Origin of the sequence: Curtobacterium sp. AB7, assembly GCF_044909335.1 — a bacterium.
In the GTDB taxonomy this organism is placed as follows: domain Bacteria; phylum Actinomycetota; class Actinomycetes; order Actinomycetales; family Microbacteriaceae; genus Curtobacterium.
On record NZ_JBIYED010000006.1, the window covers coordinates 48,018 to 74,267 of the forward strand.

The 26,250-nt window shown below is 71.9% G+C and carries 23 protein-coding genes and 1 pseudogene; 12 read left to right on the forward strand and 12 right to left on the reverse strand.

Annotated elements, in window-relative coordinates; genetic code table 11:
* The first annotated feature begins 18 nt into the window (after window positions 1-18).
* Window positions 19-1,278 carry a M18 family aminopeptidase gene (locus ABH929_RS13390; protein WP_404561587.1) on the forward strand — a complete coding sequence of 420 codons (1,260 nt, stop codon included), beginning with the start codon at window positions 19-21 and terminating at the stop codon, window positions 1,276-1,278.
* A gap of 325 nt (window positions 1,279-1,603) precedes the next feature.
* Here the strand turns inward: ABH929_RS13390 and ABH929_RS13395 are convergent, their stop codons facing one another.
* Window positions 1,604-2,368 carry a DUF6264 family protein gene (locus ABH929_RS13395; RefSeq protein ID WP_404561588.1) on the reverse strand — a complete coding sequence of 255 codons (765 nt, stop codon included), beginning with the start codon at window positions 2,366-2,368 and terminating at the stop codon, window positions 1,604-1,606.
* Window positions 2,365-3,429 (reverse strand): 4-hydroxy-3-methylbut-2-enyl diphosphate reductase, encoded by a 1,065-nt coding sequence (locus tag ABH929_RS13400; protein WP_404561589.1) that lies wholly within the window; start codon window positions 3,427-3,429, stop codon window positions 2,365-2,367. Before ABH929_RS13400 ends, ABH929_RS13395 begins: the two co-directional genes overlap by 4 nt.
* A gap of 125 nt (window positions 3,430-3,554) precedes the next feature.
* Here ABH929_RS13400 and xseA point away from each other — a divergent pair, with 125 nt between their 5' ends.
* Window positions 3,555-4,862 carry an exodeoxyribonuclease VII large subunit gene (xseA, locus tag ABH929_RS13405; RefSeq protein ID WP_404561590.1) on the forward strand — a complete coding sequence of 436 codons (1,308 nt, stop codon included), beginning with the start codon at window positions 3,555-3,557 and terminating at the stop codon, window positions 4,860-4,862.
* A gap of 112 nt (window positions 4,863-4,974) precedes the next feature.
* Here xseA and ABH929_RS13410 read toward each other — a convergent pair.
* Window positions 4,975-5,643: pseudogene (locus ABH929_RS13410) on the reverse strand (alpha/beta hydrolase); the annotation flags it as partial.
* A gap of 81 nt (window positions 5,644-5,724) precedes the next feature.
* Here ABH929_RS13410 and ABH929_RS13415 point away from each other — a divergent pair.
* The 4 genes from ABH929_RS13415 (at window position 5,725) to ABH929_RS13430 (ending at window position 8,859) form a co-directional block, all read left to right on the forward strand.
* Window positions 5,725-5,970, forward strand: a complete 246-nt coding sequence (locus tag ABH929_RS13415) for an exodeoxyribonuclease VII small subunit (protein ID WP_111084805.1) — start codon at window positions 5,725-5,727, stop codon at window positions 5,968-5,970.
* Window positions 5,967-6,602: a DUF4245 domain-containing protein gene (locus tag ABH929_RS13420; protein WP_205464082.1), complete on the forward strand. Its 636-nt coding sequence runs from the start codon at window positions 5,967-5,969 to the stop codon at window positions 6,600-6,602. Before ABH929_RS13415 ends, ABH929_RS13420 begins: the two co-directional genes overlap by 4 nt.
* A gap of 76 nt (window positions 6,603-6,678) precedes the next feature.
* Window positions 6,679-7,293 carry a carbonic anhydrase gene (locus ABH929_RS13425; protein WP_111084807.1) on the forward strand — a complete coding sequence of 205 codons (615 nt, stop codon included), beginning with the start codon at window positions 6,679-6,681 and terminating at the stop codon, window positions 7,291-7,293.
* Window positions 7,294-7,455: 162 nt separating this feature from the next.
* On the forward strand, window positions 7,456-8,859 hold the full coding sequence (locus ABH929_RS13430) for a class II fumarate hydratase (RefSeq protein WP_404561591.1): 1,404 nt from the start codon (window positions 7,456-7,458) through the stop codon (window positions 8,857-8,859).
* Between the two features lie 92 nt (window positions 8,860-8,951).
* Here ABH929_RS13430 and ABH929_RS13435 read toward each other — a convergent pair whose 3' ends face one another.
* The 3 genes from ABH929_RS13435 to ABH929_RS13445 all read right to left on the reverse strand — a co-directional run bounded on the left by ABH929_RS13435 (window position 8,952) and on the right by ABH929_RS13445 (window position 12,861).
* On the reverse strand, window positions 8,952-10,313 hold the full coding sequence (locus tag ABH929_RS13435) for a PhoH family protein (protein ID WP_181437469.1): 1,362 nt from the start codon (window positions 10,311-10,313) through the stop codon (window positions 8,952-8,954).
* A 483-nt stretch (window positions 10,314-10,796) separates the two neighbouring features.
* Window positions 10,797-11,906, reverse strand: a complete 1,110-nt coding sequence (locus ABH929_RS13440; protein WP_111084809.1) for an aminotransferase class V-fold PLP-dependent enzyme — start codon at window positions 11,904-11,906, stop codon at window positions 10,797-10,799.
* 169 nt (window positions 11,907-12,075) lie between these two features.
* A complete protein-coding gene (locus ABH929_RS13445; RefSeq protein ID WP_173170760.1) occupies window positions 12,076-12,861 on the reverse strand; it encodes an isoprenyl transferase in 786 nt (261 codons plus the stop codon).
* A gap of 95 nt (window positions 12,862-12,956) precedes the next feature.
* Between ABH929_RS13445 and ABH929_RS13450 the strand changes: the two genes are divergently transcribed.
* Window positions 12,957-13,664 (forward strand): hemolysin III family protein, encoded by a 708-nt coding sequence (locus tag ABH929_RS13450; protein WP_123294746.1) that lies wholly within the window; start codon window positions 12,957-12,959, stop codon window positions 13,662-13,664.
* A 132-nt stretch (window positions 13,665-13,796) separates the two neighbouring features.
* Here ABH929_RS13450 and ABH929_RS13455 read toward each other — a convergent pair whose 3' ends face one another.
* Window positions 13,797-14,102, reverse strand: a complete 306-nt coding sequence (locus ABH929_RS13455; protein ID WP_404561592.1) for a hypothetical protein — start codon at window positions 14,100-14,102, stop codon at window positions 13,797-13,799.
* Complete coding sequence (mca, locus tag ABH929_RS13460) at window positions 14,099-14,989, reverse strand: mycothiol conjugate amidase Mca (protein ID WP_404561593.1); 891 nt, start codon at window positions 14,987-14,989, stop codon at window positions 14,099-14,101. The genes ABH929_RS13455 and mca overlap by 4 nt, the downstream gene beginning before the upstream one ends.
* A gap of 23 nt (window positions 14,990-15,012) precedes the next feature.
* Between mca and ABH929_RS13465 the strand changes: the two genes are divergently transcribed.
* Entirely contained in the window at window positions 15,013-15,513 is a 501-nt protein-coding gene (locus tag ABH929_RS13465) for a DUF4307 domain-containing protein (protein WP_159574203.1), read from the forward strand.
* 70 nt (window positions 15,514-15,583) lie between these two features.
* Window positions 15,584-16,072, forward strand: a complete 489-nt coding sequence (gene greA / locus ABH929_RS13470; protein ID WP_263089475.1) for a transcription elongation factor GreA — start codon at window positions 15,584-15,586, stop codon at window positions 16,070-16,072.
* A gap of 146 nt (window positions 16,073-16,218) precedes the next feature.
* Here the strand turns inward: greA and ilvA are convergent, their stop codons facing one another.
* Window positions 16,219-17,478 (reverse strand): threonine ammonia-lyase, encoded by a 1,260-nt coding sequence (ilvA, locus tag ABH929_RS13475; protein WP_131845291.1) that lies wholly within the window; start codon window positions 17,476-17,478, stop codon window positions 16,219-16,221.
* Window positions 17,479-17,540: 62 nt separating this feature from the next.
* Complete coding sequence (locus ABH929_RS13480; RefSeq protein ID WP_263089476.1) at window positions 17,541-18,791, reverse strand: AI-2E family transporter; 1,251 nt, start codon at window positions 18,789-18,791, stop codon at window positions 17,541-17,543.
* A 92-nt stretch (window positions 18,792-18,883) separates the two neighbouring features.
* Between ABH929_RS13480 and ABH929_RS13485 the strand changes: the two genes are divergently transcribed.
* Window positions 18,884-20,155, forward strand: coding sequence for a winged helix-turn-helix domain-containing protein (locus tag ABH929_RS13485; RefSeq protein WP_404561594.1), 1,272 nt, complete (start codon window positions 18,884-18,886; stop codon window positions 20,153-20,155).
* Window positions 20,156-20,162: 7 nt separating this feature from the next.
* Here the strand turns inward: ABH929_RS13485 and ABH929_RS13490 are convergent, their stop codons facing one another.
* Together ABH929_RS13490 and ABH929_RS13495 are read right to left on the reverse strand one after the other, a co-directional pair.
* The gene (locus tag ABH929_RS13490) at window positions 20,163-21,065 is read right to left on the reverse strand and encodes a M48 family metalloprotease (protein WP_111084819.1); all 903 of its coding nucleotides are present in this window, start codon (window positions 21,063-21,065) and stop codon (window positions 20,163-20,165) included.
* A gap of 19 nt (window positions 21,066-21,084) precedes the next feature.
* Window positions 21,085-21,666, reverse strand: a complete 582-nt coding sequence (locus ABH929_RS13495; protein WP_111084820.1) for a LemA family protein — start codon at window positions 21,664-21,666, stop codon at window positions 21,085-21,087.
* Window positions 21,667-21,894: 228 nt separating this feature from the next.
* On the opposite strand from ABH929_RS13495, the gene ABH929_RS13500 reads away from it, so the two are divergent.
* Together ABH929_RS13500 and ABH929_RS13505 are read left to right on the forward strand one after the other, a co-directional pair.
* A complete protein-coding gene (locus ABH929_RS13500; protein ID WP_404561595.1) occupies window positions 21,895-24,270 on the forward strand; it encodes an Ig-like domain-containing protein in 2,376 nt (791 codons plus the stop codon).
* A gap of 91 nt (window positions 24,271-24,361) precedes the next feature.
* Window positions 24,362-26,080 (forward strand): class I adenylate-forming enzyme family protein, encoded by a 1,719-nt coding sequence (locus ABH929_RS13505; protein ID WP_404561596.1) that lies wholly within the window; start codon window positions 24,362-24,364, stop codon window positions 26,078-26,080.
* Window positions 26,081-26,250: the final 170 nt, after the last annotated feature.

A 26,250-nucleotide genomic window follows, 5' to 3' on the forward strand; every position in this document is an offset into this window, starting at 1 on the left:
GCATGCCACGATGGGCGGGTGACCGTCGACGCCATCGCCTCCGAGTTCGCCCAGTTCGTCACCGAGTCGCCCACCGCGTTCCACGCGGCAGCGGCAGCGCGCGACCGCCTCGTCGCAGCCGGGTTCACCGAGCTGTCCGAGCTCGACGCCTGGCCCACCGAACCCGGTGCGTACGTCGTGGTCCGGGACGGTGCGGTCATCGCGTGGCGACTGCCGGAGGGTGCGACGGCGACGACCCCGTTCCGGATCCTCGGCGCACACACCGACTCCCCCGGGTTCCGCATCAAGCCGAACCCCGGGGTCCGCACCGGCGGGTGGGAGCAGCTGAACGTCGAGGTCTACGGCGGCGCGCTCCTGTCCACGTGGTTCGACCGCGACCTGCGCATCGCCGGCCGGGTCGTCGACGCCGACGGCAGCGTGCGGCTCGTCAGCACCGACGCCGTCGCCCGCATCCCGAACCTCGCGATCCACCTGGACCGCGGCGTGAACGACGGCAAGGAGATCGACCGCCAGCGCCACACGCTGCCGATCGTCGGCGTGGACGGCGACACCGGCGGGACCTCGGCCGTGGAGTGGTTGCGCGCTCGGCTCGGAGACGATGCCGTGTCGTGGGACCTCTTCCTCGCCGACACCCAGGCCCCCGCCCGCATCGGTATCGAACGCGAGTTCCTGGCGTCGGGCCGGATGGACAACCTGACCAGCGTGCACGCCGGACTCCGCGGCATCGTGGACGCCCCGGTCGACGGCGACCACATCCCCGTGTTCGCGGCGTTCGACCACGAGGAGATCGGTTCCTCGACCCCGTCCGGTGCCGGTGGCCCGTTCCTCGAGGACGTCCTCGGCCGCGTGCAGGAGGGCCTCGGCGCCACCCGCTCCGAGGCCGCCCGCGCGTTCCGCGCCTCGTGGCTGCTGTCGAGCGACGCCGGCCACCTGGTGCACCCGAACCAGCCGGAGAAGCACGACCCGACGAACCGTCCGCGCCCCGGTGCCGGTCCGCTGCTGAAGATCAGCGCGAACCAGCGCTACATGACCGAGGCGAAGGGCGAGGCCGTCTGGGCCGCCGCGTGCGACACGGCCGGGGTGCCGTGGCAGCCGTTCGTCAACGTGAACACGATCCCCGGTGGCTCGACCATCGGCCCGATCGCGGCGACCCGGCTCGGGATCCCGACGATCGACATCGGCGTCGGACTGCTGTCGATGCACTCGGTCCGCGAGCTCGTGCACGTCGAGGACCTGGCCTCACTGCACGGTGCTGTCGCCGCCTTCCTGGCCGGCTGAGCCCTGGCCGGCGTCCACGGGCCGGCTGAGCCCTGGCCGGCGTCCGCGGGCCGGCTGAACCCTGGCCGGCGTCCGCGGGCCGGCTGAACCCTGGCCGGCGTCCCCGGGCCGGGGTGGTCACGACTCCCCGCGCGCGCAGCACCGAGTGGTCACGAACTGTCGGTCATGCCGGTGCCGGACGACACTTCGTGACCGCTCGACGGCGGGGCCGCGGGGTGTTGCGACCACTCGACGCGCGGATACCGGCGCCGCGAGCACCCCGGCGCCGCGAGCACCCCGGCGCCGCGAGCAGCCCGGCGCCGCGAGCAGCCCGGCGGTCAGGCGGTCAGGCTCCGGCCTGGCGCATCATGAACTCGACGAACTGCGGGTCCTGGAACACCACGACGACGAACGCGATGGTGCTCACGAACGTGGCCACGACCGCACCGACGATCGGCACCCAGAACGTGCGCTTGCGTGCCCGGAGCCGGCGGATCGACCACCACGCCACGAGCGCGAAGACCACGACGTTCGTGATCGCTCCGATGACCGCGGCACCGCTCAGTGCACTCGGGTCGTTCAGCGCCGTGTACTGCGTCTCGAGGGTCCGACGCACCGTCGACGCGACGTTGGTCACCGCGAGGGACTGCACCACGGAGATGAGTCCGAAGGCGAGCAGCCCCACCGTCAGGACGAAGTCGGCGGGCGTGCGGCCGAACCGGCTCGTCGACGCGGAACGCTGCGGCCCGCCTGTGGCCGGGTCTCCTGCTGCGCCGGGTCGGCCCGGAGGCACGGTGCCGGTCGGCGCACCGGCACCGGACCGGTACGCGGTCGCGCCGTCCTGCCCGGCCTGGCTCGCCGCCTGCTGGCGGCGGTCGCGCTCCTGCTCCTCGCGCTCCTGTCGTTCCTGTTCGACCAGGACCGGGTTGACCCATCCCTCGGGCGCGTACTCGCCGTACGCGGGGGCGGGTCGGCCGTGGACCCGGCCGCTCGCGGCACCGGCGGCCGTCGTCTGGGACGTGCCCCGGGCCTCCTGGCCGGCCGCTGCCGTGTCGTCGACGTGACCCGGCTCGCGCTGCGGCACCGAGCCCCAGCCGTCCGCGCCGCTCATGCCCGACGCCCGCCGAGCGCGCGCGTCGGATTGCCCGACGCGTCGGTGCGGAGCTCCTTCGGGAGCGAGAACATGAGGTCTTCGTGTGCGGTCACGACTTCCTCCACGGCGCCGTACCCGGCGTCGGCGAGTTGTTCGAGGACCTCGGCGACGAGCTCTTCGGGGACGGACGCGCCGCTCGTGACACCGACGGTGGCGACGCCGTCGAGCCACTCCTGGCGGATCTCCTCGGCGTAGTCGACGCGGTGCGCGGCCTTCGCACCGTGCTCCAGGGCGACCTCGACCAGACGGACGCTGTTCGACGAGTTCGCTGAGCCGACGACGATCACCAGGTCGGTGCCCGGGGCGACCTTCTTGATGGCGACCTGGCGGTTCTGGGTGGCGTAGCAGATGTCGTCGGACGGCGGGTTCGCGATCGTGGGGTACTTCTCGCGCAGCAGGCGGACGGTCTCCATCGTCTCGTCGACGCTCAGCGTGGTCTGCGACAGCCAGACGAGGTTGTCGGGGTCGGGGAGGTCGAGCGCGGCGACGTCGTCCGGTCCGTTGACGAGGATCGTGCGGTCGGGGGCGTGTCCCATCGTGCCCTCGACCTCTTCGTGGCCGGTGTGCCCGATGAGGATGATGGTGCGCTCCGCCTTGGCGAACCGGGTGGCCTCGCGGTGGACCTTGGTGACCAGGGGGCAGGTGGCGTCGATGGCGTGCAGGTCGCGGTCGGCAGCGCCGGCGACGACGGCCGGCGAGACGCCGTGGGCACTGAAGACGACGTGCGAACCGCGCGGGACCTCGGCGACGTCGTCGACGAACACCGCGCCGCGCTGCTCGAGCGTCGACACGACGTGGACGTTGTGGACGATCTGCTTGCGGACGTAGACGGGCTCGCCGTACTGCTCGAGCGCCTTCTCGACCGCGACCACCGCTCGGTCCACCCCGGCGCAGTAGCCGCGTGGTGCCGCGAGTAGCACCTTCTTCGGACCGGCGACCGGCTCGTCACGCAGTCGCCCACGCGCCGCGTGCACACGCGGAGGGGCGAGCGGGACCGTGTGGCCGTTGGTGATCGTCACGTCCCCGATGATAGGTGAGCGGGACGCACGCGACCTGGGCGCGGGCACCGTCGGTGGAGAACCCACCGCGCGCCCGTTGTCACCGGTGTCGGGCACGATGGACGTCCCGCACGAGAAGGAGCGACATGGCGATCGAACAGGGCCCGCCGACGGCCGACAACCCGTGGCCGGTCGCGCTCCTCGGCGCGAAGCTCCGCGACTGGATCGACCGCCTCGGCACCGCGTGGATCGAGGGCGAGATCACGCAGTGGAACGTCGCGGGCGGCAACGTCTACGGCAAGCTCAAGGACGTCGAGGTCGATGCGACGGTGTCGTTCTCGATCTGGTCGAGCGTGCGGTCCCGGGTGCCGGCGGACATCAAGCAGGGCGACCGGGTCGTCGCGGCCGTCAAGCCGAACTACTGGGTCAAGGGCGGCTCGCTCACCATGCAGGTCGTCGAGATGAAGCACGTCGGCCTCGGGGACCTGCTCGAACGGCTCGAACGCCTGCGCCGCACCCTGGGTGAAGAGGGACTGTTCGATCCCGCACGCAAGAAGCGGCTGCCGTTCCTGCCGCACCGCATCGGCCTGATCACGGGCAAGGACTCCGACGCCGAGAAGGACGTCAAGCGCAACGCGCAGCTCCGGTGGCCGCAGGTCGAGTTCCGCACCGTCCACACCGCGGTGCAGGGCGAGCGCACCGTGGGCGAGGTCACGGCGGCGATCCTCGAGCTCGACGCCGACCCGACGGTGGACGTCATCATCATCGCCCGTGGCGGCGGCGACTTCCAGAACCTGCTCGGCTTCAGCGACGAAGGGCTCGTCCGCGCAGCAGCAGCAGCGAGCACCCCGATCGTGTCGGCCATCGGGCACGAGGCGGACCGTCCCATCCTCGACGAGGTCGCGGACCTCCGCGCCTCCACCCCCACCGACGCCGCCAAACGGGTCGTGCCCGACGTCGCGGAAGAGCTCGCGAACGTCCGGCAGGCCCGCGCCCGCATCGGCCTGCGGTTGTCGCAGACGCTCGCGGTCGAGGCCGACCGGATCGCCGCGCTCCGGTCGCGCCCGGCGCTCGCGTCCACGGCGTGGCTCGTCGACACCCGTGCGGAAGAGGTCGCCCGCGACCTCTCCCGATCGCGGGAGCTGCTCGACCGTCGGCTCGAGCGGGGCCACTCCGAGGTCGGGCACCTGACCGCCAGGCTCCGTGCGCTGTCCCCGCGCGACACCCTGCGCCGCGGCTACGCGATCGTGCAGCGGGCCGACGGCGGCGTGGTGCGGTCGTCCGACGACCTGACCGGGCAGACGCCGGTACACGTCACGCTCGGCGCGGGGACGGCGACCGGAACGCTCGAGCCGGACGGACCGGGTCCGGACGGTGCGGGTTCGGCCGGGTCGGGTTCGGCCGGGTCGGGATCGGCCGGGTCGGGTCCCGCCGGCTCGGGTCAGGCCGCCTGACACGTCGGGGTCGCCGACGGTCTGCCCACCAGCCGCGGTCGCGCAGCCAGGCCGTCGCCAGTGTGCTCCACGCCTCGGCCGGCCCGAGACCCTCGGCGAGTCCGATGCCGTGCACCCCGCGCTCGAACACGTGCAGGTCGAACGGCACCCCGTGCCGCGCCAGCGCGTGTGCGTAGGACAGCGAGTGCGTCACCGGTACGTGCTCGTCCTCGGCCGTGTGCCACAGGAAGGTCGGCGGAGTCCGGTCGTCGACGAGCAGGTCCGCGTCGACCGCGGACCGCTCGCGGACGCTCGCGCCCGGTCCGAGCAGGTTGTCGGCGCTGCCGACGTGCGGGTGGTCCGTCATCGACGTCACCGGGTAGCAGAGCACCGTCAGGTCGGGTCGGTCGTCGGCGTCCGACACGGCGCGCTCGGCCGGCGTCGGTGCGTTCGACACGAGGGCCGCCAGGTGCCCGCCTGCCGACGAACCGATCACGACGATCCGCGGATCGGACGGGAGGCCCGCCCAGCGTCCGGCACTCAGGTCGCGGACGAGCGCTCGGGTCGCCACCACGGCGTCCGGGTGGCGGTGCGGGGCGAGCGGGTACGCGAAGACGACCGCGTCGACACCGATCCCGTTCAGCCAGCGGGCGTACCCCTCACCCTCGTGCGGAGCGTGCATGCCGTACCCGCCCCCGGGCAGGACGACCGCGAGCGAGGGGCGGTCCGGCAGCCCGTCGCGATCCGCGCTCGTTCCGTGCGGTGCCGGGTACCAGTCCACGCCCTCGGGGAGATCCGTCATGGCGCGACCCTACCGGCCGGTGTTCTCCCCAGGCGCAGCGGGCACGTCGGTCAGTCGGTGGACGCTCGGTAGGATCGAGTCGTGCCATCCCAGCAGGAACCCGAGCAGACCGACGTCCAGTCGCTGAGCTACGAAGCAGCCCGCGACGAACTCGTGCGCGTCGTGAGCGAGCTCGAACAGGGCTCCGCGACCCTCGAGCGCTCGCTGTCGCTCTGGGAGCGCGGCGAAGCCCTGGCCGCCCGCTGCGAAGAGTGGCTCGTCGGAGCCCGGGCCCGGCTCGACGCGGCCCGTGCGGCCAGCAGCGCCGAGGACGGCTCCGCCCGATGACCGACGCGAACGGTCGCCCGATCGTCGCCGAGCTCGGCCGCCCCGAGACGGCAGAGGAGACCTGGGCGCGCAAGGACGCCGCACGCACCGCTCGCCGCCAGCACCAGACGGCCTTCAACCTCGTGATCGCGCTGATCGCGTCGCTCGGCATCGTGCTGTTCCTCGTCGCCGTGGTCGTGCGGCCGAACACCACGGTCGACCGCACCGTCGACTACCAGCAGATCGCGGCCGACGCCCACGTCGGTGACATCACCCTCGCCGCCCCCGACCTGCCGAGTGGCTTCACGTCGAACCGGGCCGACTTCTCCGACAAGACCTCGGACGACGTCGACGTCTGGACCGTCGGGTTCGTGACGCCGGACAAGCAGTACCTCAGCCTGCAGCAGGGCGTGGCCGCCAACGGCTCGTGGGTGTCGAACCAGCTCGACCAGCGACCGTCGACCGGCACGCGCGTCATCGACGGCACGAAGTGGACCGTCTACGACCGACGGGCCGAGGGCTCCGACGCCGGCAACCACGCGTACTCGCTCGTGTCGACGTTCGGCACCAACACGATCGTGCTCTCCGGCACCGCCGACGACTCGTCGTACCGCACCGTGGCCACGGCCGTGACCAAGCAGTTCTCGCAGTAGCGACCGCCGGACGGATCCTGCCGGACACCCCGCAGCCCGACCACTCGACCTGATCCGACCCGATCCGAGGAGCCCCATGCCCGACCGCGCCGCCTCCACCCCGTCCGACGCCCTGCGCCTGCTGGTCGACGGCAACGCCCGCTTCGCCGCCGACAAGCGCCGCATGGGTCGCACGGACCCCGACCGCCGCACCGAGCTCCAGGGCTCGCAGGCGCCGTTCGCGACCGTCCTCGGCTGCTCCGACTCGCGCGTGCCGTTCGAGCACGTGTTCGATGCGGGCATCGGTGACCTCTTCGCCATCCGCAACGCCGGGCAGATCGTCGACGACGTCGTGCTCGGGTCGATCGAGTTCGCGGTCGTCGCGCTGGGCACTCCGCTCGTCGTCGTCCTGCGCCACACCCGGTGCGGTGCCGTCGCTGCCGCCCGCTCGGGTGAGCCGGTCCCCGCGCCGCACCTGCAGGCCCTGGTCGACGCCATCGCCCCGAGCGTCGAGAAGGTCCGTGCCACCGACGCCGAGCTCCCGCAGGAGGCGATCGGCGCCGCCCACCTCGAGGCCACGCTCCGCCAGGTGCTCGAGCGCTCCGGTGCCGTCTCCGACGCGATCGCCGAGGGCCGGCTGGCCGTCGTCGGCGCGACCTACGACCTCGGCACGGGCGAGGTCACCATCGACACGGTGGTCGGCAACGCCTGACGCCCCCCTCGGCGCCGCACCCACACGTCCCACATCCGTCGCACCGGTACAGTCGAACGAGACGCCCGGCGCCGGTTCCGTGACCCACGGAGACCTCGTGCGGCGGCGCAGTCCCCCGACGCGACCGCGTCCGGCGAGCACCCCAGGAAGGACCACGACGACGTGACCGACACCACCGAGACCGAGTTCCGCATCGAGCACGACACCATGGGCGAGGTTCGGGTGCCGAAGTCGGCGTTGTACCGCGCCCAGACCCAGCGCGCGGTCGAGAACTTCCCCATCTCGGGCACCGGGCTCGAGTCGGCCCAGATCGTGGCGCTCGCCCGCATCAAGCGCGCCGCGGCGATCGTGAACGGCGAGCTCGGCATCGTCGAACCCGCCGTCGCCGACGCCATCGCCGGCGCCGCAGACCTGATCATCGGCGGGCAGCACCACGACCAGTTCCCGGTCGACGTGTACCAGACCGGCAGCGGCACCTCGTCGAACATGAACATGAACGAGGTCCTGGCCACGCTGGCGTCGGACATCGGCGGCACCGCGGTGCACCCGAACGACCACGTCAACGCCTCGCAGTCGTCGAACGACGTGTTCCCGACCTCGGTGCACGTCGCCGTCACCGAAGCCCTGCTGCGCTCGCTCGTCCCCGCGCTCGAGCACCTCGCCGAGTCCCTCGAGGCCAAGGCGACGCTGTGGGCCGACGCCGTGAAGTCCGGCCGCACGCACCTCATGGACGCCACCCCGGTCACCCTCGGCCAGGAGTTCGGCGGCTACGCACGCCAGATCCGCCTGGGCATCGAGCGGGTCACCGCGACGCTCCCCCGTGTCGCCGAGGTCCCGCTCGGCGGCACCGCCGTCGGCACCGGCATCAACACCCCGAACGGCTTCCCGCAGCGGGTCATCGCCCAGCTCGCGAGCGACGCCGACCTGCCGATCACCGAGGCCGTCGACCACTTCGAGGCCCAGGGCGCGCGCGACGCACTGGTCGAGGCCTCCGGGGCCCTCAAGGTGCTCGCGGTCAGCCTGACGAAGATCAACAACGACCTGCGTTGGATGGGGTCGGGCCCGAACACCGGGCTCGGCGAACTGCACATCCCCGACCTGCAGCCGGGCTCGTCGATCATGCCCGGCAAGGTCAACCCGGTCATCCCCGAGGCGACCCTGATGGTGGGCGCGCGGGTCATCGGCAACGACGCCACCATCGCCTGGGCAGGTGCGTCCGGTGCGTTCGAGCTCAACGTCGCGATCCCGGTCATGGGCACGGCACTGCTCGAGTCGATCCGCCTGCTGGCGAACAGCTCGCGGGTGCTGGCCGACAAGACCATCGACGGGCTGCAGGCGAACCTCGAGCGGGCCCGGGCCTTCGCCGAGTCGTCGCCGTCGATCGTCACCCCGCTCAACCGGGTCATCGGCTACGAGGCCGCCGCGAAGGTCGCGAAGTACGCCGTCGCCGAGGGCATCACCGTCCGCCAGGCCGTCGTGGCGCTCGGACACGTCGAGCGTGGCGAGGTCACCGAGGAGCAGCTCGACGCCGCACTGGACGTCCTGTCCATGACCCACCCGAACTGAGCTTCTGCCGCGGGCAAGTCTCGCGGTGAGCGACAGTCCTCGCGCCGGTGCGCGCGAGAACTGTCGCTCAGGCCGAGTCTCGGCCGACGGACCTAGACCAGGTCGGGCGAGTCCAGCAGGTCCGTCACGAGGGCGGCGATCGCGGAGCGCTCCGACCGGGTCAGTGTGACGTGGGCGAACAGCGGGTGGCCCTTCAGCCGCTCGATGACGCTCGCGATGCCGTCGTGCCGTCCGACCCGGAGGTTGTCGCGCTGCGCGACGTCGTGGGTGAGCACCACGCGGGAGTTCTGCCCGATGCGGGAGAGCATCGTGAGCAGCACGTTCCGTTCGAGCGACTGGGCCTCGTCCACGATCACGAACGCGTCGTGCAGGGACCGACCGCGGATGTGCGTGAGCGGCAGGACCTCGATCAGGCCGCGTTCGACGACTTCGTCGAGGACGTTGTCGGACACCACCGAGCCGAGGGTGTCGTAGACCGCCTGCGCCCAGGGGTTCATCTTCTCGCCGGCGTCGCCCGGCAGGAACCCGAGGTCCTGGCCACCCACGGCGTACAGCGGCCGGAACACCATGATCTTCTTGTGCTGCTGTCGTTCGAGGACCGCTTCGAGCCCGGCGCACAGGGCCAACGCGGACTTGCCCGTACCGGCGCTGCCACCCAGGGACACGATGCCGATCTCGGAGTCGAGCAGGGCGTCGATCGCGAGCCGCTGCTCGGCGGACCGGCCGCGGAGCCCGAAGACCTCACGGTCGCCGCGGACCAGGGCGACGGAACCGGCGGTGTGCACGCGACCGAGGGCCGAACCGCGCTCGGAGTGGATGACGACACCGGTGTTGACCGGCACGCCGTCGAGCTGGACGGAGCGGATCTCCTCCTTCTCGTACAGGTCGGCCATCTGCTCGCCGGACACCTGCAGGTCGGCGATGCCCGTGTAGCCGGAGTCGACGGCGAGCTCGGCGCGGTACTCCTCGGCTGCCATGCCGATCGACGACGCCTTGACGCGCAGGGGCAGGTCCTTCGACACGACCACCACGTCGAGCCCGTCGTTCTGCAGGTTCGAGGCGACGGCGAGGATGCGCGAGTCGTTGTCGCCGAGCTGCAGCCCGGACGGCAGGACGGACTGGTTGGAGTGGTTCAGCTCGACGCGGAAGGAACCGCCGTCACCGAGCGCGATCGGGAAGTCGAGCCGTTCGTGTTCGATGCGCATCTCGTCCAGCAGCCGCAGGGCCTGCCGCGCGAAGTACCCGATCTCCGGGTCGTTGCGCTTCGACTCGAGTTCGCTGACGACCACCACGGGCAGGACCACCGCGTGCTCGGCGAAGCGGAACAACGCCCGCGGATCGCTGAGGAGCACCGATGTGTCGAGCACGTACGTGCGCTGGGCGACCGATGTGGACGAGTCCGCGGTGTGCTGGTGCTGGGTTCCGCGAGAGACGTTCTGAGAGGTCACGACCACTCCATCCCCGGGCCGCGAGCAGCCCGGTCCATGTCCTCGAACGCGGCCGTGGAGCGGGTCCCGAAGCACCGACTGTGGCCGCTTCGATCGGGCGCGGTGCCCGATGGGGACAACGTACGTCCGCCCTCCGACTCCCCGCCAGCGACACGCGGTTTCCGGCGTTACGGTCACGTGAACAACGTGACACCGGCAGTCGACCGGTCACGAGCTGTCGGCTGCGGACGTGCCGCCCGACAGACGGCGACCAGTCGGCGGACGTGCGCGGTGCGTCGTGACCGCTCGCGGGTGGCGGACGGGAGGCCCGTGGCAGCCTGGCACCGCGCCTCCAGGCTGCCCGCTAATCGCGACTCGTCGCGCGGACGGCGTCGAGTGGTCACCAGCTGTCGGCTGCGACCGCGCGAGCCGACAGGTCGTGACCACTCGACGGACGGGAGGCCCGTGGCGGCGCCGCCACGGGCCTCCCGTCCGCCTGTTGGGCGCGCGCTACTGCAGCGTGGCGTACGAGACGCAGGCGTCCCGGAACATGTCCAGCGTCTCGTCCGTCGTCGAGGCGAACACCGACACCCGCGCGACGCCGAGCCGCGTCGTCGCGGTCACGCCGTGGTTGTGCAGCGCCGCGGACAGCGCGGTCAGGCGCCCCTCGGCCGGCCGCAGCACGACGATGCCGGCGCGCTCGCGCGGGTCGCGGCTGGACTCGACCTCGAGCCCGAACTCGTCCGCGATCGCGAACACGCGCTCGACGCGCTCGGTGACGCGCTCCTGCACGGCGGCGACACCGACGGCGGTCAGCCGGTCCAGCGACACCGCGAGACGCGCCTGCGCGATGGGGTCGATGCGGGTCATCTGGTACCCGGCGGCACCCGGGCGGACGGCGGGGACGTCCACGGGCCAGCCGGTGGTGCCGTGCGGGCCGGACAGGGCCGGACGCAGGCGGTTCAGGGCACGGTCGCTGAAGGCGGTGAAGCCCGTGCCCCAGCCGGCGTGCAGCCACTTCTGGCCGCCGGTCGCGACGACGTCCGCGATCTCGTACGGGGCGTCGACGACACCGAAGCCCTGGATCGCGTCGAGGATCAGCAGGCGGTCGCCGATGACCTCGCGGATGCCGGCGAGGTCGGCCAGGTAGCCCGTGCGCCAGTCGACCAGCGACACCGCCACGGCCGTCACGTCGTCGGTCAGGCGCTCCTGGATGAGCGAGGGCGTCATCCACCCGGCACCGGACTCGATGACGACCGGCTGGACGCGGCCGCCGGTCGCCGAGGCGGCGCTCGCCAGTGCGAGCGGCAGCGAGGGGTACTCGTCGGCCGACACCAGCACGCCGCCGGTCAGGCCGAAGGCGGTGTGGAGCAGGCCGGGCGTCGTCGCGGTCTGCGAGACGACCTGGTCCTCGCGGCGACCGACCAAGCGGGCGGCGACCGTTCGGACGCGGGCGTCCTGCTCGTCGAGGGTCTCCATGGCGCCGAAGCGCATGTGCTCCTGGATCGTGCCGAGCACGCGCTGCTCCTCGAGCACGGCGGTCTGCACGGGGCCGAACGCAGCGTGGTCGAGGTAGCCGGGGTCCTCGGAGAAGCCGGCGGCGTACTCGTCGATGTTCACAGGGGTGCACCTTTCACAGTGTCGAACCCTGAGAGCCTACTGGGACGGGGCTGCCGCGGCCGACGCGACGCGGGACCTGGCCAGCCAGCTCGTCAGCGTCAGTCGGGTCCCGGAGGCAGCCGTCTCAGCCGGCTCAGCCGCCTCAGCCGCCTCAGCCACCTCAGCCGCCTCAGCCGCCGAAGCGTCGCGACCGGAGCCCGAAGTCGCGGACGGCGCGCAGGAAGTCGACCTCGCGCAGGTCGGGGTAGAGCGCCTCGACGAAGTAGAACTCGCTGTGCGCGCTCTGCCAGAGCATGAAGTCGGACAGTCGCTGCTCGCCCGAGGTCCGGATCACCAGGTCGGGGTCGGGCTGGCCCTGCGTGTACAGGTGGTCGCCGATGAGCTCGGGGGTCAGGACCTCGGCCAGGGTGTCGATCGTGCCGCCACCCGCGCCGTGCGACTCCACGATGCTGCGCATGGCGTCGGCGATCTCGCGGCGTCCGCCGTACCCGACGGCCAGGTTGATGTGGAGTCCGGTGCGGCCGGCGGTGCGCTCCTCGGCCTGCGCGAGCGCGGACACGAGCGAGTCGGGCAGGCCCTCGTTCGACCCGACGTGCTGGACGCGCCAGTCCGTGGTGTCCGCGAGCACCCCGGCCAGGTCGCCGATGATTCCGACGAGCTCACTGAGTTCCGCTCCGGCACGACCGGTCAGGTTGTCGGCGGAGAGCAGGTAGAGCGTCACGACCTCGATGCCGAGCTCGTCGCACCAGGTCAGGAACTCGGGGATCTTCGCGGCGCCGGCGCGGTGACCGTGCGCGGCGGACTCGAGCCCGAGCTGCTTCGCCCACCGACGGTTGCCGTCGACGATCATGGCGACGTGCTTCGGCTTCGCGCTGCCCTCGATCTGGCGGCGGATGCGGCTCTGGTAGGCGCGGTAGAGGATCCCTCGTCCTGCCCATCCCACCCTGCCGGTCACGCACCGAGCGTAGTGCACCGTCGGTCGGAGCGTCCCGAGTGCGGCTCCCCCAGGACTCGTGGCATCCGTTCGGGCGCGGGGCTTACAGTCGGCACATGCAGGACGAGCACGAGACCGCCACCCTCCCCCACGTCCCGTTCACCGAAGAAGCCGCGACGACCACGGAGGACACCCGCCCCGCCTGGCGCGGCTGGATCCACCTCGGTGCGTTCCCGTTCGCCATCGCGATGGGCATCGTGCTCATCGCCCTGGCGGACAGCACCGCGGCGAAGGTCGGCAGCGCGGTGTTCATGGCCACGTCGCTCGCCATGTTCGGGGTCTCCGCGACGTACCACCGGTTCCCGTGGGGGCCGACCGTCAAGGCGGTGCTCAAGCGCATCGACCACACGAACATCCTGCTGCTCATCGCCGGCACCTACACGCCGATCGCGATCTGCGCCCTCCCGCACACCCTGATGGTCGTCGTGCTCTGGGTGATGTGGTCCGGCGCCGCCCTCGGCATCGCGTTCCGGGTGCTGTGGATCAACGCGCCCCGGTGGCTGTACGTGCCGATCTACCTGGTGCTCGGGTGCGCGGCGCTCGGGCTGCTGCCGCAGTTCTTCGCGGCGAGCGTCCCGATGACCGTGCTCATCCTGTCCGGGGGCGTCGCGTACATCATCGGCGCGCTCGTCTACGGCTTCAAGCGGCCGAACCCGGTGCCCACCCAGTTCGGCTTCCACGAGGTGTTCCACGCCCTGACCGTCGTGGCCTTCGGCGCGCAGTGGGTCGGCGTGCTCATCGTCGCCCTGGACCCGGTGCGCTGACCGTCCGTCGCACGTTCCTTCCCAGAACGCTTGCGATGCCTGGTCGTTCCGGGCGTACTCACCCGAAACTTCCGACCAGGTACGCCCGATCCGACCAGGTACGCCCGGATCCGGCAGGCGCGCGGGTGCGGGTCAACCGCGCTCGGTGTCGTCCCCGACGTCGGCTCGGCCGTCCTCGCCCGCACGCCGCTCCGACTCGTCCGTCGCCGGACCGTCGACGGCGGTACCGTTCGCCTCTGCCTCGAGACGCTCGCGGATCTCCGACCGGTAGCGCGTCCGCCGGATGCGCCGGGTCATGTCGACGACCAGGACGATCGTCGCGACGGCCACGAGCGCGATGGCGATGAACCCGACGACACCGGGGGTGACGTTCACGTCCGGCACGACGCTTGGGCTGGGACTGGGGGTGGCGGCGAGTGCCGCCGCGATGGAGCTCACGGGGTCGGTTCCTTGTCGGCAGGGATCCCGGCGAACAGATCGGTCTCCGGGAGCTCGGTCGGCACGCGGGCCTCCACGAGCTGGTAGTCCTCGGTCGGCCACACCGTGGCCAGGAGGTCGTTCGGCCAGTAGAAGAACGCACTGTCCGGAGCCACCTGGCTGGCATGGGCACGGAGCGCGGCATCGCGCTGGTCGAAGTACTCGTGCACGTCGACGTGCGTGGTGGCGAGGTCGGGCCGGTCGGCGAACCGCTCGACCCATTCGCGCAGCTGCCCGATCGCGGGGCTGTCCGGGTCGCGGTCCTGCAGCGCTTCGAAGATCGTCCGGAAGCGGCGTGGGTTCATCGTGCGCTCGTAGTAGAGCTTCGCGATCGACCACGGTTCGCCGGCCGCGGGGTAGGCAGCGGGGTCGGCCGCGGCGCTCCACGCGGCGACGGACACCTCGTGCGTGCGGATGTGGTCGGGGTGCGGGTAGCCGCCGTTCTCGTCGTAGGTGACGAGCACGTGCGGACGGAACCGGCGGATCACCCGGACGAGCGCCTCGGTGCTGTACTCGAGCGGCACGGTCGAGAACGTGCCGGGTCGGACGGTCTCGCCCTTCTCGGCGTCGGGCAGCCCGGAGTCGTGGTAGCCGAGCCACAGGTGGTCGATGCCGAGCGCTGCCTGCGCGGCGGCCATCTCACCGCGGCGGTACCCGGCCATGTCGCGGTGCGCGCGGCTCGTCGCGGGCTCGCCGAGCTGCTCGTTGAGGATGTCGCCGGCCTCGCCCCCGGTGCAGGACACGACCAACACTTCGTGCCCTTCGGCCACGTACTTCGCCGCGGTCGCCGCCCCCTTGCTCGACTCGTCGTCGGGGTGGGCGTGGACGGCCAGCAAGCGGTACGGCACGGGACTTCCTCACGTGGGTGAGCGTGGGCGAGCGGAGGACGAGCGAGGACGGGAAGTGCACAGCGACGCGTGAACTACCCTGGGATCAGGATAATCACCCCGGGAGCCCCGAACTGTCCGAACAGCACCACACCGCCACCCTCGACGACCGCTACGGCCGCACCCCGGCCCGCGCGCGCCGCAGCAAGGCCGTCGCGATCACCGCCGCCATCGCCGTGGTCGTGGTCTTCGCCGCCTGGGTGATCTGGGCGGGTCTCGACCAATCCGACCGCGGCCTGACCGACGACGTCGTGGGGTACGAGGTCCTCTCCCAGCACAGCACGGTCGTGCACTCGCAGGTCTCCGTCGACCCGGGGGTCCGGGCGAAGTGCGCCGTCCAGGTCCTCGACAAGAGCTACTCGATCGTGGGCTGGAAGGAGATCACCCTCGCCCCGTCCGAGCAGCGCACCCGCAGTGTCAGCACCGAGGTGACGACCACGACCCGTGGCGTCACCGGCTTGATCCACGACTGCTGGATTCCCTAGACTGTCCTGATTCGCCTCTCGAGACCGACCACTCGGCCGGTCTCGTTTTTCATGGTCGAAGGGACAGAAGATGAGCAACGACACGCAGGTCACCTGGCTGACCCAGGAGGCGCACGACCGTCTCCAGGCGGAGCTCGACGAGCTGAGCGGCGAGGGCCGTGCCGAGATCGCGCGCCGCATCGAGGCCGCTCGCGAAGAGGGCGACCTCAAGGAGAACGGCGGCTACCACGCCGCCAAGGACGAGCAGGGCAAGATCGAGGCGCGCATCCGCGTCCTCACGAACCTCCTCAAGCACGCGACCGTCAGCGAAGCCGTCTTCGACGGCACGGTCGAGCCCGGCACCGTCGTCACCGCGGTCATCGCGGGCGACGAGTCGACGTTCCTGGTCGGCAGCCGCGAGATCGTCGCCGAGGGCTCCGACCTGACGGTCTACAGCCCGGTCAGCCCCGTCGGCGCGGCGATCGTCGGCCTCAAGGCCGGCGACACGGCCACCTACACGGCGCCGAACGGCAAGGAGATCGCGGTCGAGGTCGTCAAGATCGAGCGCTACGAGCCGTAGGCAGCACCACAGACGGACAGGAGGCCCGGGGCGACACCGCCACGGGCCTCCTGTCCGTCTGTCGGTCGCGTCCACGGCCCCGCCCGCCGGGGCGCACCACGGATGCGACGGGACACGCGTCGAAGGACTCGTGGATCGTCGCAGGACTAGTGCTCGAGGAGCTCCGGGCGGAAGCCGACCTCGTGCAGGCGCTGGATGACCTCCTGCGCGTGCTCGGGGCCGCGCGCCTCGATCGACAGGTCGAGCGCCACCTCGTTGATGACCAGGCCCTGTCCGTGGCGGGTGTGCAGGACCTCGACCACGTTCGCGCCGGCGTCCGAGATCACCTGGGCGACCCGGGCGAGCTGGCCCGGACGGTCCGGCAGCATGATGCGGATGCCGATGTAGCGCGACGCGGCGACCAGACCGCGGGTGATCACGCGCTCCATCATGAGCGGGTCGATGTTGCCGCCGCTCAGCAGCACGACGGTGCGCCCGGTGTCGCGGACGGCGCCCGACATGATCGCGGCGACGCCGACGGCGCCGGCGGCCTCGACCACGAGCTTCGCGCGCTCGAGCAGCACAAGCAGGGCGCGGGCGGTGTCGTCGTCGGAGACCGTGACGATGTCGTCGACCAGGTCGCGGATGATCGGGAAGTTCAGGTCGCCGGGGCGGGCGACCGCGATGCCGTCGGCGATCGTCGGTGTCGTCGTGATCGTGACGGGCTCGCCGGCGCGGATCGACGACGGGTAGGCAGCGGCGTTCTCCGCCTGCACCCCGATGACCTTGATCGGTCGTCCGAGCCGCTCGGCCATGCCCTTGACGGCGAGGGCGATGCCGGAGATGACCCCGCCGCCGCCGATCGGCACGACGACGGTGTCCACGTCGGGTACCTGGTCGATGATCTCGAGGCCGAGGGTCCCCTGGCCGGCGATGACGGCGGGGTGGTCGAACGGCGGGATGAAGACCGCTCCGGTGTGCGCGGCGAAGTCCTTCGCGGCGCTCAGGGCTTCTTCCACCGAGTGGCCCCGCAGGACGACCTCGGCGCCGTAGTGGCGGGTGGCCTGCAGCTTCGGCAGCGCGACTCCGACCGGGGTGAAGATCGTCGCCGGGATACCGAGCTCGCGGGCGGCCAGGGCGACGCCCTGGGCGTGGTTGCCGGCGCTGGCCGCGACGACGCCCTTGGCGCGCTGTTCCTCGGACAGGGTCGACAGGCGGTTGTACGCGCCGCGGACCTTGTAGGCACCGGTGCGCTGCAGGTTCTCGCACTTCAGGTGCACGGGCGACCCGAGCAGTTCGGCCAGGAACTGCGAGGTCTCCATCGGGGTGACGCGCGCGACGCCCGAGATGGTCTCCCGCGCCGTCTCGATGTCCGCGAGGGTGGGGATCGCGGCGAGCGTGTGCTGGGAGGCGCTGGTGTCGGTCACTCCCCCATCATCGTCGTTCCGGGCGTCCGCGGCGAACCCGTGACACGAGGGATCGTTCAGCGTCAGCCTGCCGTTCCCTTGACCGCGGTCGGCTGCTCGTCGGTGCCCGGCTTCGGGACGTCGCCACGGCGCTTGCGCAACTTGAGGATCTTGCGCCGGCGCTTGCTCCGGACGTTCTCGTCGTGCGCGTCCTGCTTGGCCTCGCGCACGTGGTCGGAGTCCATCGTCTTCCACCGGCCGCTCGAGATGGTCGTGACCATGGAGTTGACGGTGGCGATGAGCGGGACGGCGAAGAACGCGCCCGCGATGCCCGCGAGCCCCGACGCCGCAGTGACCCCGAGGACGACGGCGAGCGGGTGCACCTTGACGGCGCTGCCCATGACGAGCGGCTGCAGGATGTGTCCCTCGACCTGCTGGACGATGAGGATGACGACGAGCATCCAGACCGCCGCCACCCAGCCGTTGAACACCAGGGCGACGAACACCGCCAGGAACCCGGTGACGATCGCACCGACGACCGGGATGAACGACCCGAGGAAGACGAACACGGCGATCGGCACGACGAGGGGCAGCTGCAGGATCGCGGCGCCGATGCCGATGCCGACGGCGTCGACGAACGCGACGAAGATCTGCACCCGGATGAAGCTCGTCAACGTCGTCCAACCGGCGACACCCGCGCCGTCGATCGCGCTGCGGGCGTTCTTCGGGAACAGCCGGACCGTCCAGCGCCAGACGTTCTTGCCGTCGATGAGCAGGAAGATCACCGTGAAGATGACGATGAACAGGCCCGTGAGGATGTGCGTCAGCGACGACCCCGCGCTGGCCACCCCGGACAGGATCGAGCCGGAGTTGCTCTGCAGCCAGTCGGTCGCCTGGTTGAGGTAGGAGTTGAGGTCCTTCTGGCTGATGCCGAGCCCGGAGCTGAGGACGAAGTCGCGGATGTTGTCGTACTGCGACAGCGTGCGGTCACGGAGCGACGGGTAGGCGGCGGCGATCTGGTCGACGACGAGCCAGATGAGCGCCCCGACGGCGGCGAGCCCCCCGACGAGACTGACGATGACGGCGACCCACTTCGGCACGTGGTGGCGCTGCATCCAGTTCGACAGCGGGACCAGGAGCGCGGCGACCACGATGCCGATGAGGAACGGGATGAGGATCTCGCTGAAGAGCGTCACCAGGTAGATGACCACGGCGACGACGCCGACCACGACGAGGATCCGCCACGACCACGCACCGGCGATCCGCATGCCGGGCGGCACCGCGTCATCGACGACGACGGGATCCGTGTGCGGTGTCTTCTTTCCCCAGGCCATGGGCCGATCCTATCGATGCGCTCGGCGTCGCGTTCCAGATACGGCATACGTTCCGTCGCCGCGCTGTCGGCGGGGTTCGGTAGCGTCGCCGCATGGTCAGGTCCTCGCTCTCCGCCGCCGAAGCCCGCCGCGTCGCCCTCGCCGCGCAGGGGTTCGGTCGGCCACCGGCGACGGACGTCTCGACGCGTGCGGTGAACGCAGCGTTCGCCCGACTCGGGCTGCTGCAGATCGACTCGGTGAACGTGTTCGAGCGCAGCCACTACCTGCCGCTCTTCGCACGGCTGGGGGCGTACGACCGGTCCACGCTCGACCGTCTGACCCTCGGCCGGTCCGGGCCCTACACCGAGTACTGGGCGCACGAGGCCGCTCTCATCCCGCGCGACGACCTGCGGCTGTTCCGCTGGCGGATGGACGCCCTGCGGGAGCGCGACGCCGGTCCGACCCGGATCGACGGCGTCACCCGCACCGCCGGGGTCCGACGCGAGCTGCACGCGCTCCTGCGTGCCGAGGGGCCGATGCGGGCCAGCGCGGTCGAGCACGAGTCGAACGTGCGCCGGGGGCCGTGGTGGGGCTGGAGCGACGTGAAACTCGGGCTCGAGCAGATGTTCCGTTGGGGCGAGGCCGTGAGCGCCGGACGGTCGGGCTTCGAGCGCGTGTACGCCCTGCCCGAGCAGGTCCTGCCGGCCGGGTTCCTCGAGACGGCCCCACCGCGCGCCGCCGCAGTGCTCGAACTCGTCCGGCACGCCACCCGCGCCCTCGGCGTCGGCACCCGGGCGGACATCGCCGACTACTACCGACTGCGATCGGACGACACCGCCGGCGCCATCGCGGAGCTCACCGCTGCCGGCGAGCTCCTGCCCGTGCGGGTCGAGGGCTGGGGTGAGCGGGCCTGGCTCCATCCCGATGCCCGGGTGCCCCGACAGCTGACCGCCGACGCAGTGCTCAGCCCGTTCGACCCGGTCGTGTGGTTCCGCCGGCGGGCGGAGCGGATGTACGGGTTCCACTACCGGATCGAGATCTACACACCGGCGCCGAAGCGGGTGTTCGGGTACTACGTGCTGCCCGTGCTGCAGGACGACCGCCTCGTCGGCCGGGTCGACCTGAAGAGCGATCGGCAGCGTGGCGTGCTGCGGGTCCGGACCGCGTGGCAGGAGCCCGGCGAGCACCTCGATGCCGAGCGGCTGGCCGAGACCCTCCGACGCACCGCCGCCTGGCAGGGACTCGACGAGCTCGAGGTCACCGATCGGGGCACGGCTGCGGCCGCGGTCGCCGGGGCGCTCGGCCTCTCGCTGGTCCCGCACGAAGCCGTCGACGACGCCGATGCCCCGGAACCCACGGAGCAACTCGACGTCGTCGAGGCCTGACCGGGCGTCAGAAACGGTCGGCGTTCGCCCGCAACCGTGCGATGCGGTCCGGCAGCGGCGGGTGCGTCGAGAACAGCCGGTCCATCACACCGGGGCGCATCGGGTCGGCGATCCACAGGTGGGCCATCGACGAGTTCTGCGTCTGCATCGGTCGGCCGTACGCGCCGAGCTTCTCGAGCGCCCGGGCGAGGCCTTCGGGGTGGCGGGTCGTCATCGCACCGGTGGCGTCGGCGAGGTACTCGCGCTGCCGGGACACCGCGGCCTGCACGCCCGCCGCGGCGATCGGCGCCACGACGACGGCCACGATGCCGGCGATGAGCAGCACCGGGTTCGCGCCGCCGCCGTTGTCCGAGTTGCGGTTCCGACCGCCGGACAGGCCGCTGAAGATCGAGATGCGCAGGAGCACGTCGGCGATCAGGCCGACGGCGACCACCAGCCCGAACACCATCGTCGACACCCGGATGTCGTAGTTGCGGACGTGCCCGAGTTCGTGGGCCATCACGCCCTGGAGCTCCTGGTCGTCCATGATCTGCAGCAGCCCGGTCGTCGCCGCGACCACGGCGTGCTCCGGGTCGCGCCCGGTGGCGAAGGCGTTCGGCGACGGGTCCTGGATGACGTAGACCCGGGGCATCGGCATGCCGGTCGAGATCGCGAGGTTCTCGACCGTCCGCCAGAGCCGTGGTTCGGAGGTGCGGTCGATCTCGATGCCACCGGCGATGGCGGTCGCCTGCCGAGCGGCGAAGAAGTACTGCAGCACCGCGTAGCCCAGGGCGACCGCGAGCACGATGACGCCGATCGAGACGTTCCCGGCAAGGTAGCCGCCCAGGAACCCGAGCGCGCCGATGATCAGCAGGAAGACCAGGACGATGACGACGGTGTTGCGCTTGTTCCGCGCGATGGCGCTGTACACGGCAGCTGCGAAGCTGGGGTCAGAACTGGACGCGCGGCGGCTCGGCGATGGCTGCCGGCTCGGCGGTCTCGAAGAACGTCGCCTCGGCGAAGCCCCGTCGCTTGGCGAACGTGGAGTTCGGGAAGACCCGGATCTTCGTGTTCAGCTCGCGCACGCCGCCGTTGTAGAAGCGCCGGGCGGACTGGATCTTGTCCTCGGTGTCGACGAGCTCCGTCTGCAGCTGCAGGAAGTTCTGGCTCGACTGCAGCTGCGGGTACCCCTCGGCGACCGCGAACACGCTCTTCAGCGCCTTCTGCATGTGCCCCTCGGCCGCGGAGGCCGTGCCGGCGTCACCGGCCGTCAGGGTCTCGGAGCGCGCCTTGGTGACGTCGTCGAAGACGGCCTTCTCGTGCGTGGCGTACCCCTTGACCGTGTCGACGATGGTCGGGATCAGGTCGGCACGCCGCTTCAGCTGCACCGAGATGTCGCTCCAGGCCTCGTCCACGCGGACCTTGAGCGTGACGAGCGAGTTGTACGTCACCCAGAGGTAGATCCCGATGATGACCAGGATCACCACCACCACTCCGACGACGATCAGCGTCGTGACGAGTCCGGTGTCCATGCGTGGGTGCTCCTTCTCGCGTTCGGATCCGCGGTGCTGCGTGGCCTGAACGGCCGTCGTGAAGTCTACCGACGCGTCCGCAGTGCTCGCGTCGACCGTCTGGGTTCACGGGCGATTCCCGAGTCCCGCACACCTGGCGTTCGGACGGCGGGGGGAACACGACCGGATGCGGGACATCATCCGCGAGGTGTATTGACCCAGCGGCCCACATCGCGTGGGATGGAGTCGGTGAGCACGCGAGGGGACAACGTGGACGACCGGGCCGTCGGGGGCGACGGCCCCCGTCGTCGTACCCGGTTCGTCGCGCTCGCCTCGGCCACCGCGGTCCTCGCCGCGGCGCTGCTGGCGGCGGCAGCCGGACCCGCGTTCGCCGGTGCCGCGAGCCCAGAGCAGTCGAACACCGCGAGCACCGAACGCGTCAGTGCTGCCAGCACCGCGACCCCCGCACCGAGCGAACTCGTGGGACCGCCGAGCAGCGGCCGCCCCGGAACTCCCACGCCCCCGCCCGCGTCCACCGGGCGACCGCCCGTCGCACCGACCATCGCCGACCCGGGGGACGTGACGAGCAGCACCGCCCGGTTCCACGGCACCGGCACCCCGGGGCACGTCGTCGGCGTCACGGGGCCCGCGACGCCCGGCTCGGCCGGGTGCTCGGCCCAGGTGCAGGCGAACGGTTCGTGGGCGTGCCTCGGTACGGTGCGGTCGGGTCCGCAGCAGGTCTTCACGGTGCGGGACGTCACCGCACCGAGCCAGCCGCCCGCGAGCGCCCCGGCGTCCGACGTCATCGTGCCGCCGACCGTCGCGTCCGACCACCCGACCAGCGGCGCGCTCTCCGGCACGGGCTTCCCCGGTTCCACCGTGGTGCTGTCGGTCTCCGGCTCGTCGACGCAGCAGTCCGCGCCGGTCGGTCCGGACGGGCGGTGGACGACCTCGCTCGTGCTGCGGTCCGACGCGACCGTCACGGTGACCGCGTCGCAGACCGCGAGCACCGCGCGCGGCTACCGCTCCGACCTGCGCAGCGCGTCCTCGGCCCCGGTCCGCATCACGGTCGACCGCACCGCGCCGGCAGCCCCGCGGATCACTTCACCGGACGACGGCGACCGCGTCGGTCCGCGCGCCACGGTCGTCCGCGGCACCGGCGAGCCCGGAGCCGACGTGACCGTCTACGTCGACCGCGCACCGGTCTGCCGGGCCGAGGTCGCTGCGAACGGTTCCTGGTCCTGTTCCACCGCGGGTTCGCAGTTGCGGGCCGGTGCACACGACCTCACCGCGACGCAGCACGACGCCGCCGGCAACTACTCGCGGTCGTCCGCCGCCGTGCAGGTCACGGCGTGGTCGACCTCGGGCACGCCGAACGGCACCCCCGGCACCGGCGGGGACGCGCCGACCAACGGCACCGGCACCGGCACCGGCACCGGCACCAACGGCACCACGACCGCACCTGGTGACGGCCAGAGCCCCGGCGACACGGGGACCCCGGCCGGCACCGGAACCGGGAACGCAGGCGGCACCGGCGACGACGGACCGGGATCAGCGGCAGCGGCCGGTGACGGCACCGAGCCGACCGGCACGAGCACACCCGGGGCCGCGGGCTCCGGCGGCAGCCACATCGACTGGTCGGGTCCCGCGGGCGACTGGACCGCCGCGACCGCCTACGACCGCACCGTTCCGACGATCCAGGCCGCGTTCTCGTGGCGGACCGTCCTGATCGCCACGGCCGTCGCCGCTGGGTTCCTCCTGCTGATCGCCGCACCCCTCGCGCTCGTCGCCGCCGCTGCCCGCGGGCGCATCCGCTCCCCCTTCGCCGGACTGCTCGGGCGGAACCGCTCGCGCTCGGACCGCTCCGGGTCCGACGACGTGCTGCCGACGTGGGTGTCGATCACGGTCGCAGTGACCGTCGCCGCGCTGTGCACGCTGCTCGGCGTGGGCGTCTCGCTCGAGGCCCGCTACGTCCGCCTCGCCATCGCCGTGCTGCTCGGCACCGCGGTGCTCACGGCAGCCGTGGTGCTCGTGACCCGGTGGGCAGCGGGGCCCGACCACCGTGCGGTGGGCTTCCGGGTGTCCCCGTGGCTGGTGCTCGCGGCGCTCGTGGCGTGCGGGATCACGCGGGCCGCAGACCTCTCCCCCGCCCTGATCGTCGGGGTGGTGCTCGTGCCGTCGGCACGCCCCGACCTGGACACCGCCGCACTGCGCCTCGGCTCCGGGATCGCTGCCGGTGCCCGGAACGCGACCTGGCGGACGGTCGCGCTGCTCGGACTCGCGACCGCGGGGTGGGTGCTCCACAGCCTGACCGCGGGCGGGGGCTTCTGGTCCGCGTTGACGTCGGAGTTCGCCATCACCCTGTGCGTCGGCGGGGTCGGTGCCGTCGTGGCGACGCTGCTGCCCTTCGCGGGTTCCGCCGGCAGTGCGCTCCTCGCGGCCTCGCGCGGCCGGTACGTGGCACTGGCGGTCGTCGCGGTCGCGCTCACCGCCGCGGTCTACTCGGGTCCCTCGGGGACCCACGCGTCGCCGGTGCTGCTCGGCGCGGTCGGCGCGGCCTGCGTGGCGGGCGCGATCGGGGCCTGGTTCTGGGCGCGCACCACGCGACCGGACACCGCCGTCTGACCCGCACCGGGCCTCCCGTCCGCCGTCCCCGCGCGGCGGATACAGTGACGATCGGTGCGTGACGCGCCGTTCGACCGCCCAGGGAGCGATGATGACCGAGACCCGATCCGACTACGACCCGACGCGGTTCCGCGAGGTGTTCGAGGGCAGCTACACGTACGCGAACGGCTTCGCGCGGAACACCCACCGCTTCGCGGACCGGCCCGCGCTGCGTGACCCGGACACGGGTCGGTCGTGGACCTACGCGGAACTCGGGGACGTCGTCGACCACATCGGCGGCTGGCTCGTCCGGCACGGAGTCGGTCGCGGTTCGGTCGTGATGGTCGAGCTGTTCAACTCGCCGGAGTTCGCGATGCTCTACCTGGCGTGCCACCGCATCGGCGCGGTGTTCTCGCCGACGAACTTCCGGCTCGCGCCCGACGAGGTCGCCTTCATCATCGAGGACTCCGCGCCGGTGGTGCTGGTGCACGACGCCGCGCGCGGCGACGACATCGCCCGAGCGCTCGAGACCGCGCCGCACCGTCCCGACCACGTGGTCGTCGTCGGTGGCGACAGCCATGCCGCGCACCCGGACCGCGACGCGCACGACGACCACGCAGCACACGACGCGCGCGTCGCGTTCACCGCGCTCCTCGCCGCCGACCGCGTCACACCCGCTGAACTCGCGGCGACCGAACCCCGCAGCACCTACGACGAGACCACCCGGCTCTACACCTCCGGCACCACCGGGCGCCCGAAGCCGGTGCCCCTGCCGAGCCTGGTCGAGGTGCTCAGCGCCCACGACGTCGTGATGCACTTCCCGCTCAGCCCCTTCGACAAGACGCTCAACATGTCGCCGCTGTTCCACCGCGGCGGCCTGTACTCGGGCGGCCCGAACCCGGTGTTCTACGTCGGCGCCGAGCTCACCACCCTTCGGCACTTCGACGCCGAGCGGGTGCTCGACCTGGTCGAGTCCGAGCGGCTGACGTTCCTGATCGGTGCGCCGCCGAACCTGGTGCAGCTCGCGAACGCGCAGGAAGGGCGGCCCCGCGACCTGTCGTCGCTGCACGGCATCGTCACGATGGGTGCACCGCTCGACCGCGCCGCCGCACTCCGCTACCAGGAGCTCCTGTCCCCGCGGATCTTCAACGGCTACGGCACGACCGAGACCTTCTGGAACACGTTCCTGCGTCCCGAGGACTTCCCCGACGGCGCCGGCTCCACCGGCCGTGCATCGACGGACGACGACGTCGCCGTGGTGCGCGTGTACGAGGACCGCCTGGCCGACCCGAGCGACACCGTGCCGAAGGACGGCTCCGAGATCGGCGAGTTCGCGGTCCGGACCGTGAAGTCCGGCTACTCGTACCGCAACCCGGGGCTCGAGGCGGAGAAGTTCGCGAACGGCTGGTTCTACCCCGGCGACCTCGCGACGTGGGACGAGCACGAACGCGTGACGATCGTCGGCCGCAAGGACGACATGATCATCTCCGGCGGCGAGAACGTGCACCCCGTCCAGGTCGAGGCCGCCCTGCAGGAGCACCCGGGCGTCGCCGACTCGATCGTCGTCGGGATCCCGGACGACCGCTGGGGCGAGGTCGTCACGGCGTACGTGGTCCGTACCGCGGGACGGCTGCCGGACGACGACGCCGCAGCTGCCGCCGTGCTCGAGGAGTGGACGGGCTCGCACCCGGGGCTCGCGCGCTACAAGCGGCCGCGGCGGTACCGGTTCGTCGACGAGCTGCCCTACAACGCGACGGGCAAGAAGGTGCACTACCTCGCCAAGTCGACGGCAGCGGAGGACCAGGCGGCGGGCCGACTACTCGAGCCGTAGCGGGCCCGGCACGTGCGCGGCGTCGGACGGGAGGCCCGTGGCGGCCCCGCCCCGCACCTCCCGTCCGGCCGTCGGTCGCGCCCACCCCGCGCGCGGTGCTTTGCGGGATCGGGCGTACCTGGTCGAAACTTCCGACCAGGTACGCCCGATCCGGCCAGGTACTCCCCCGG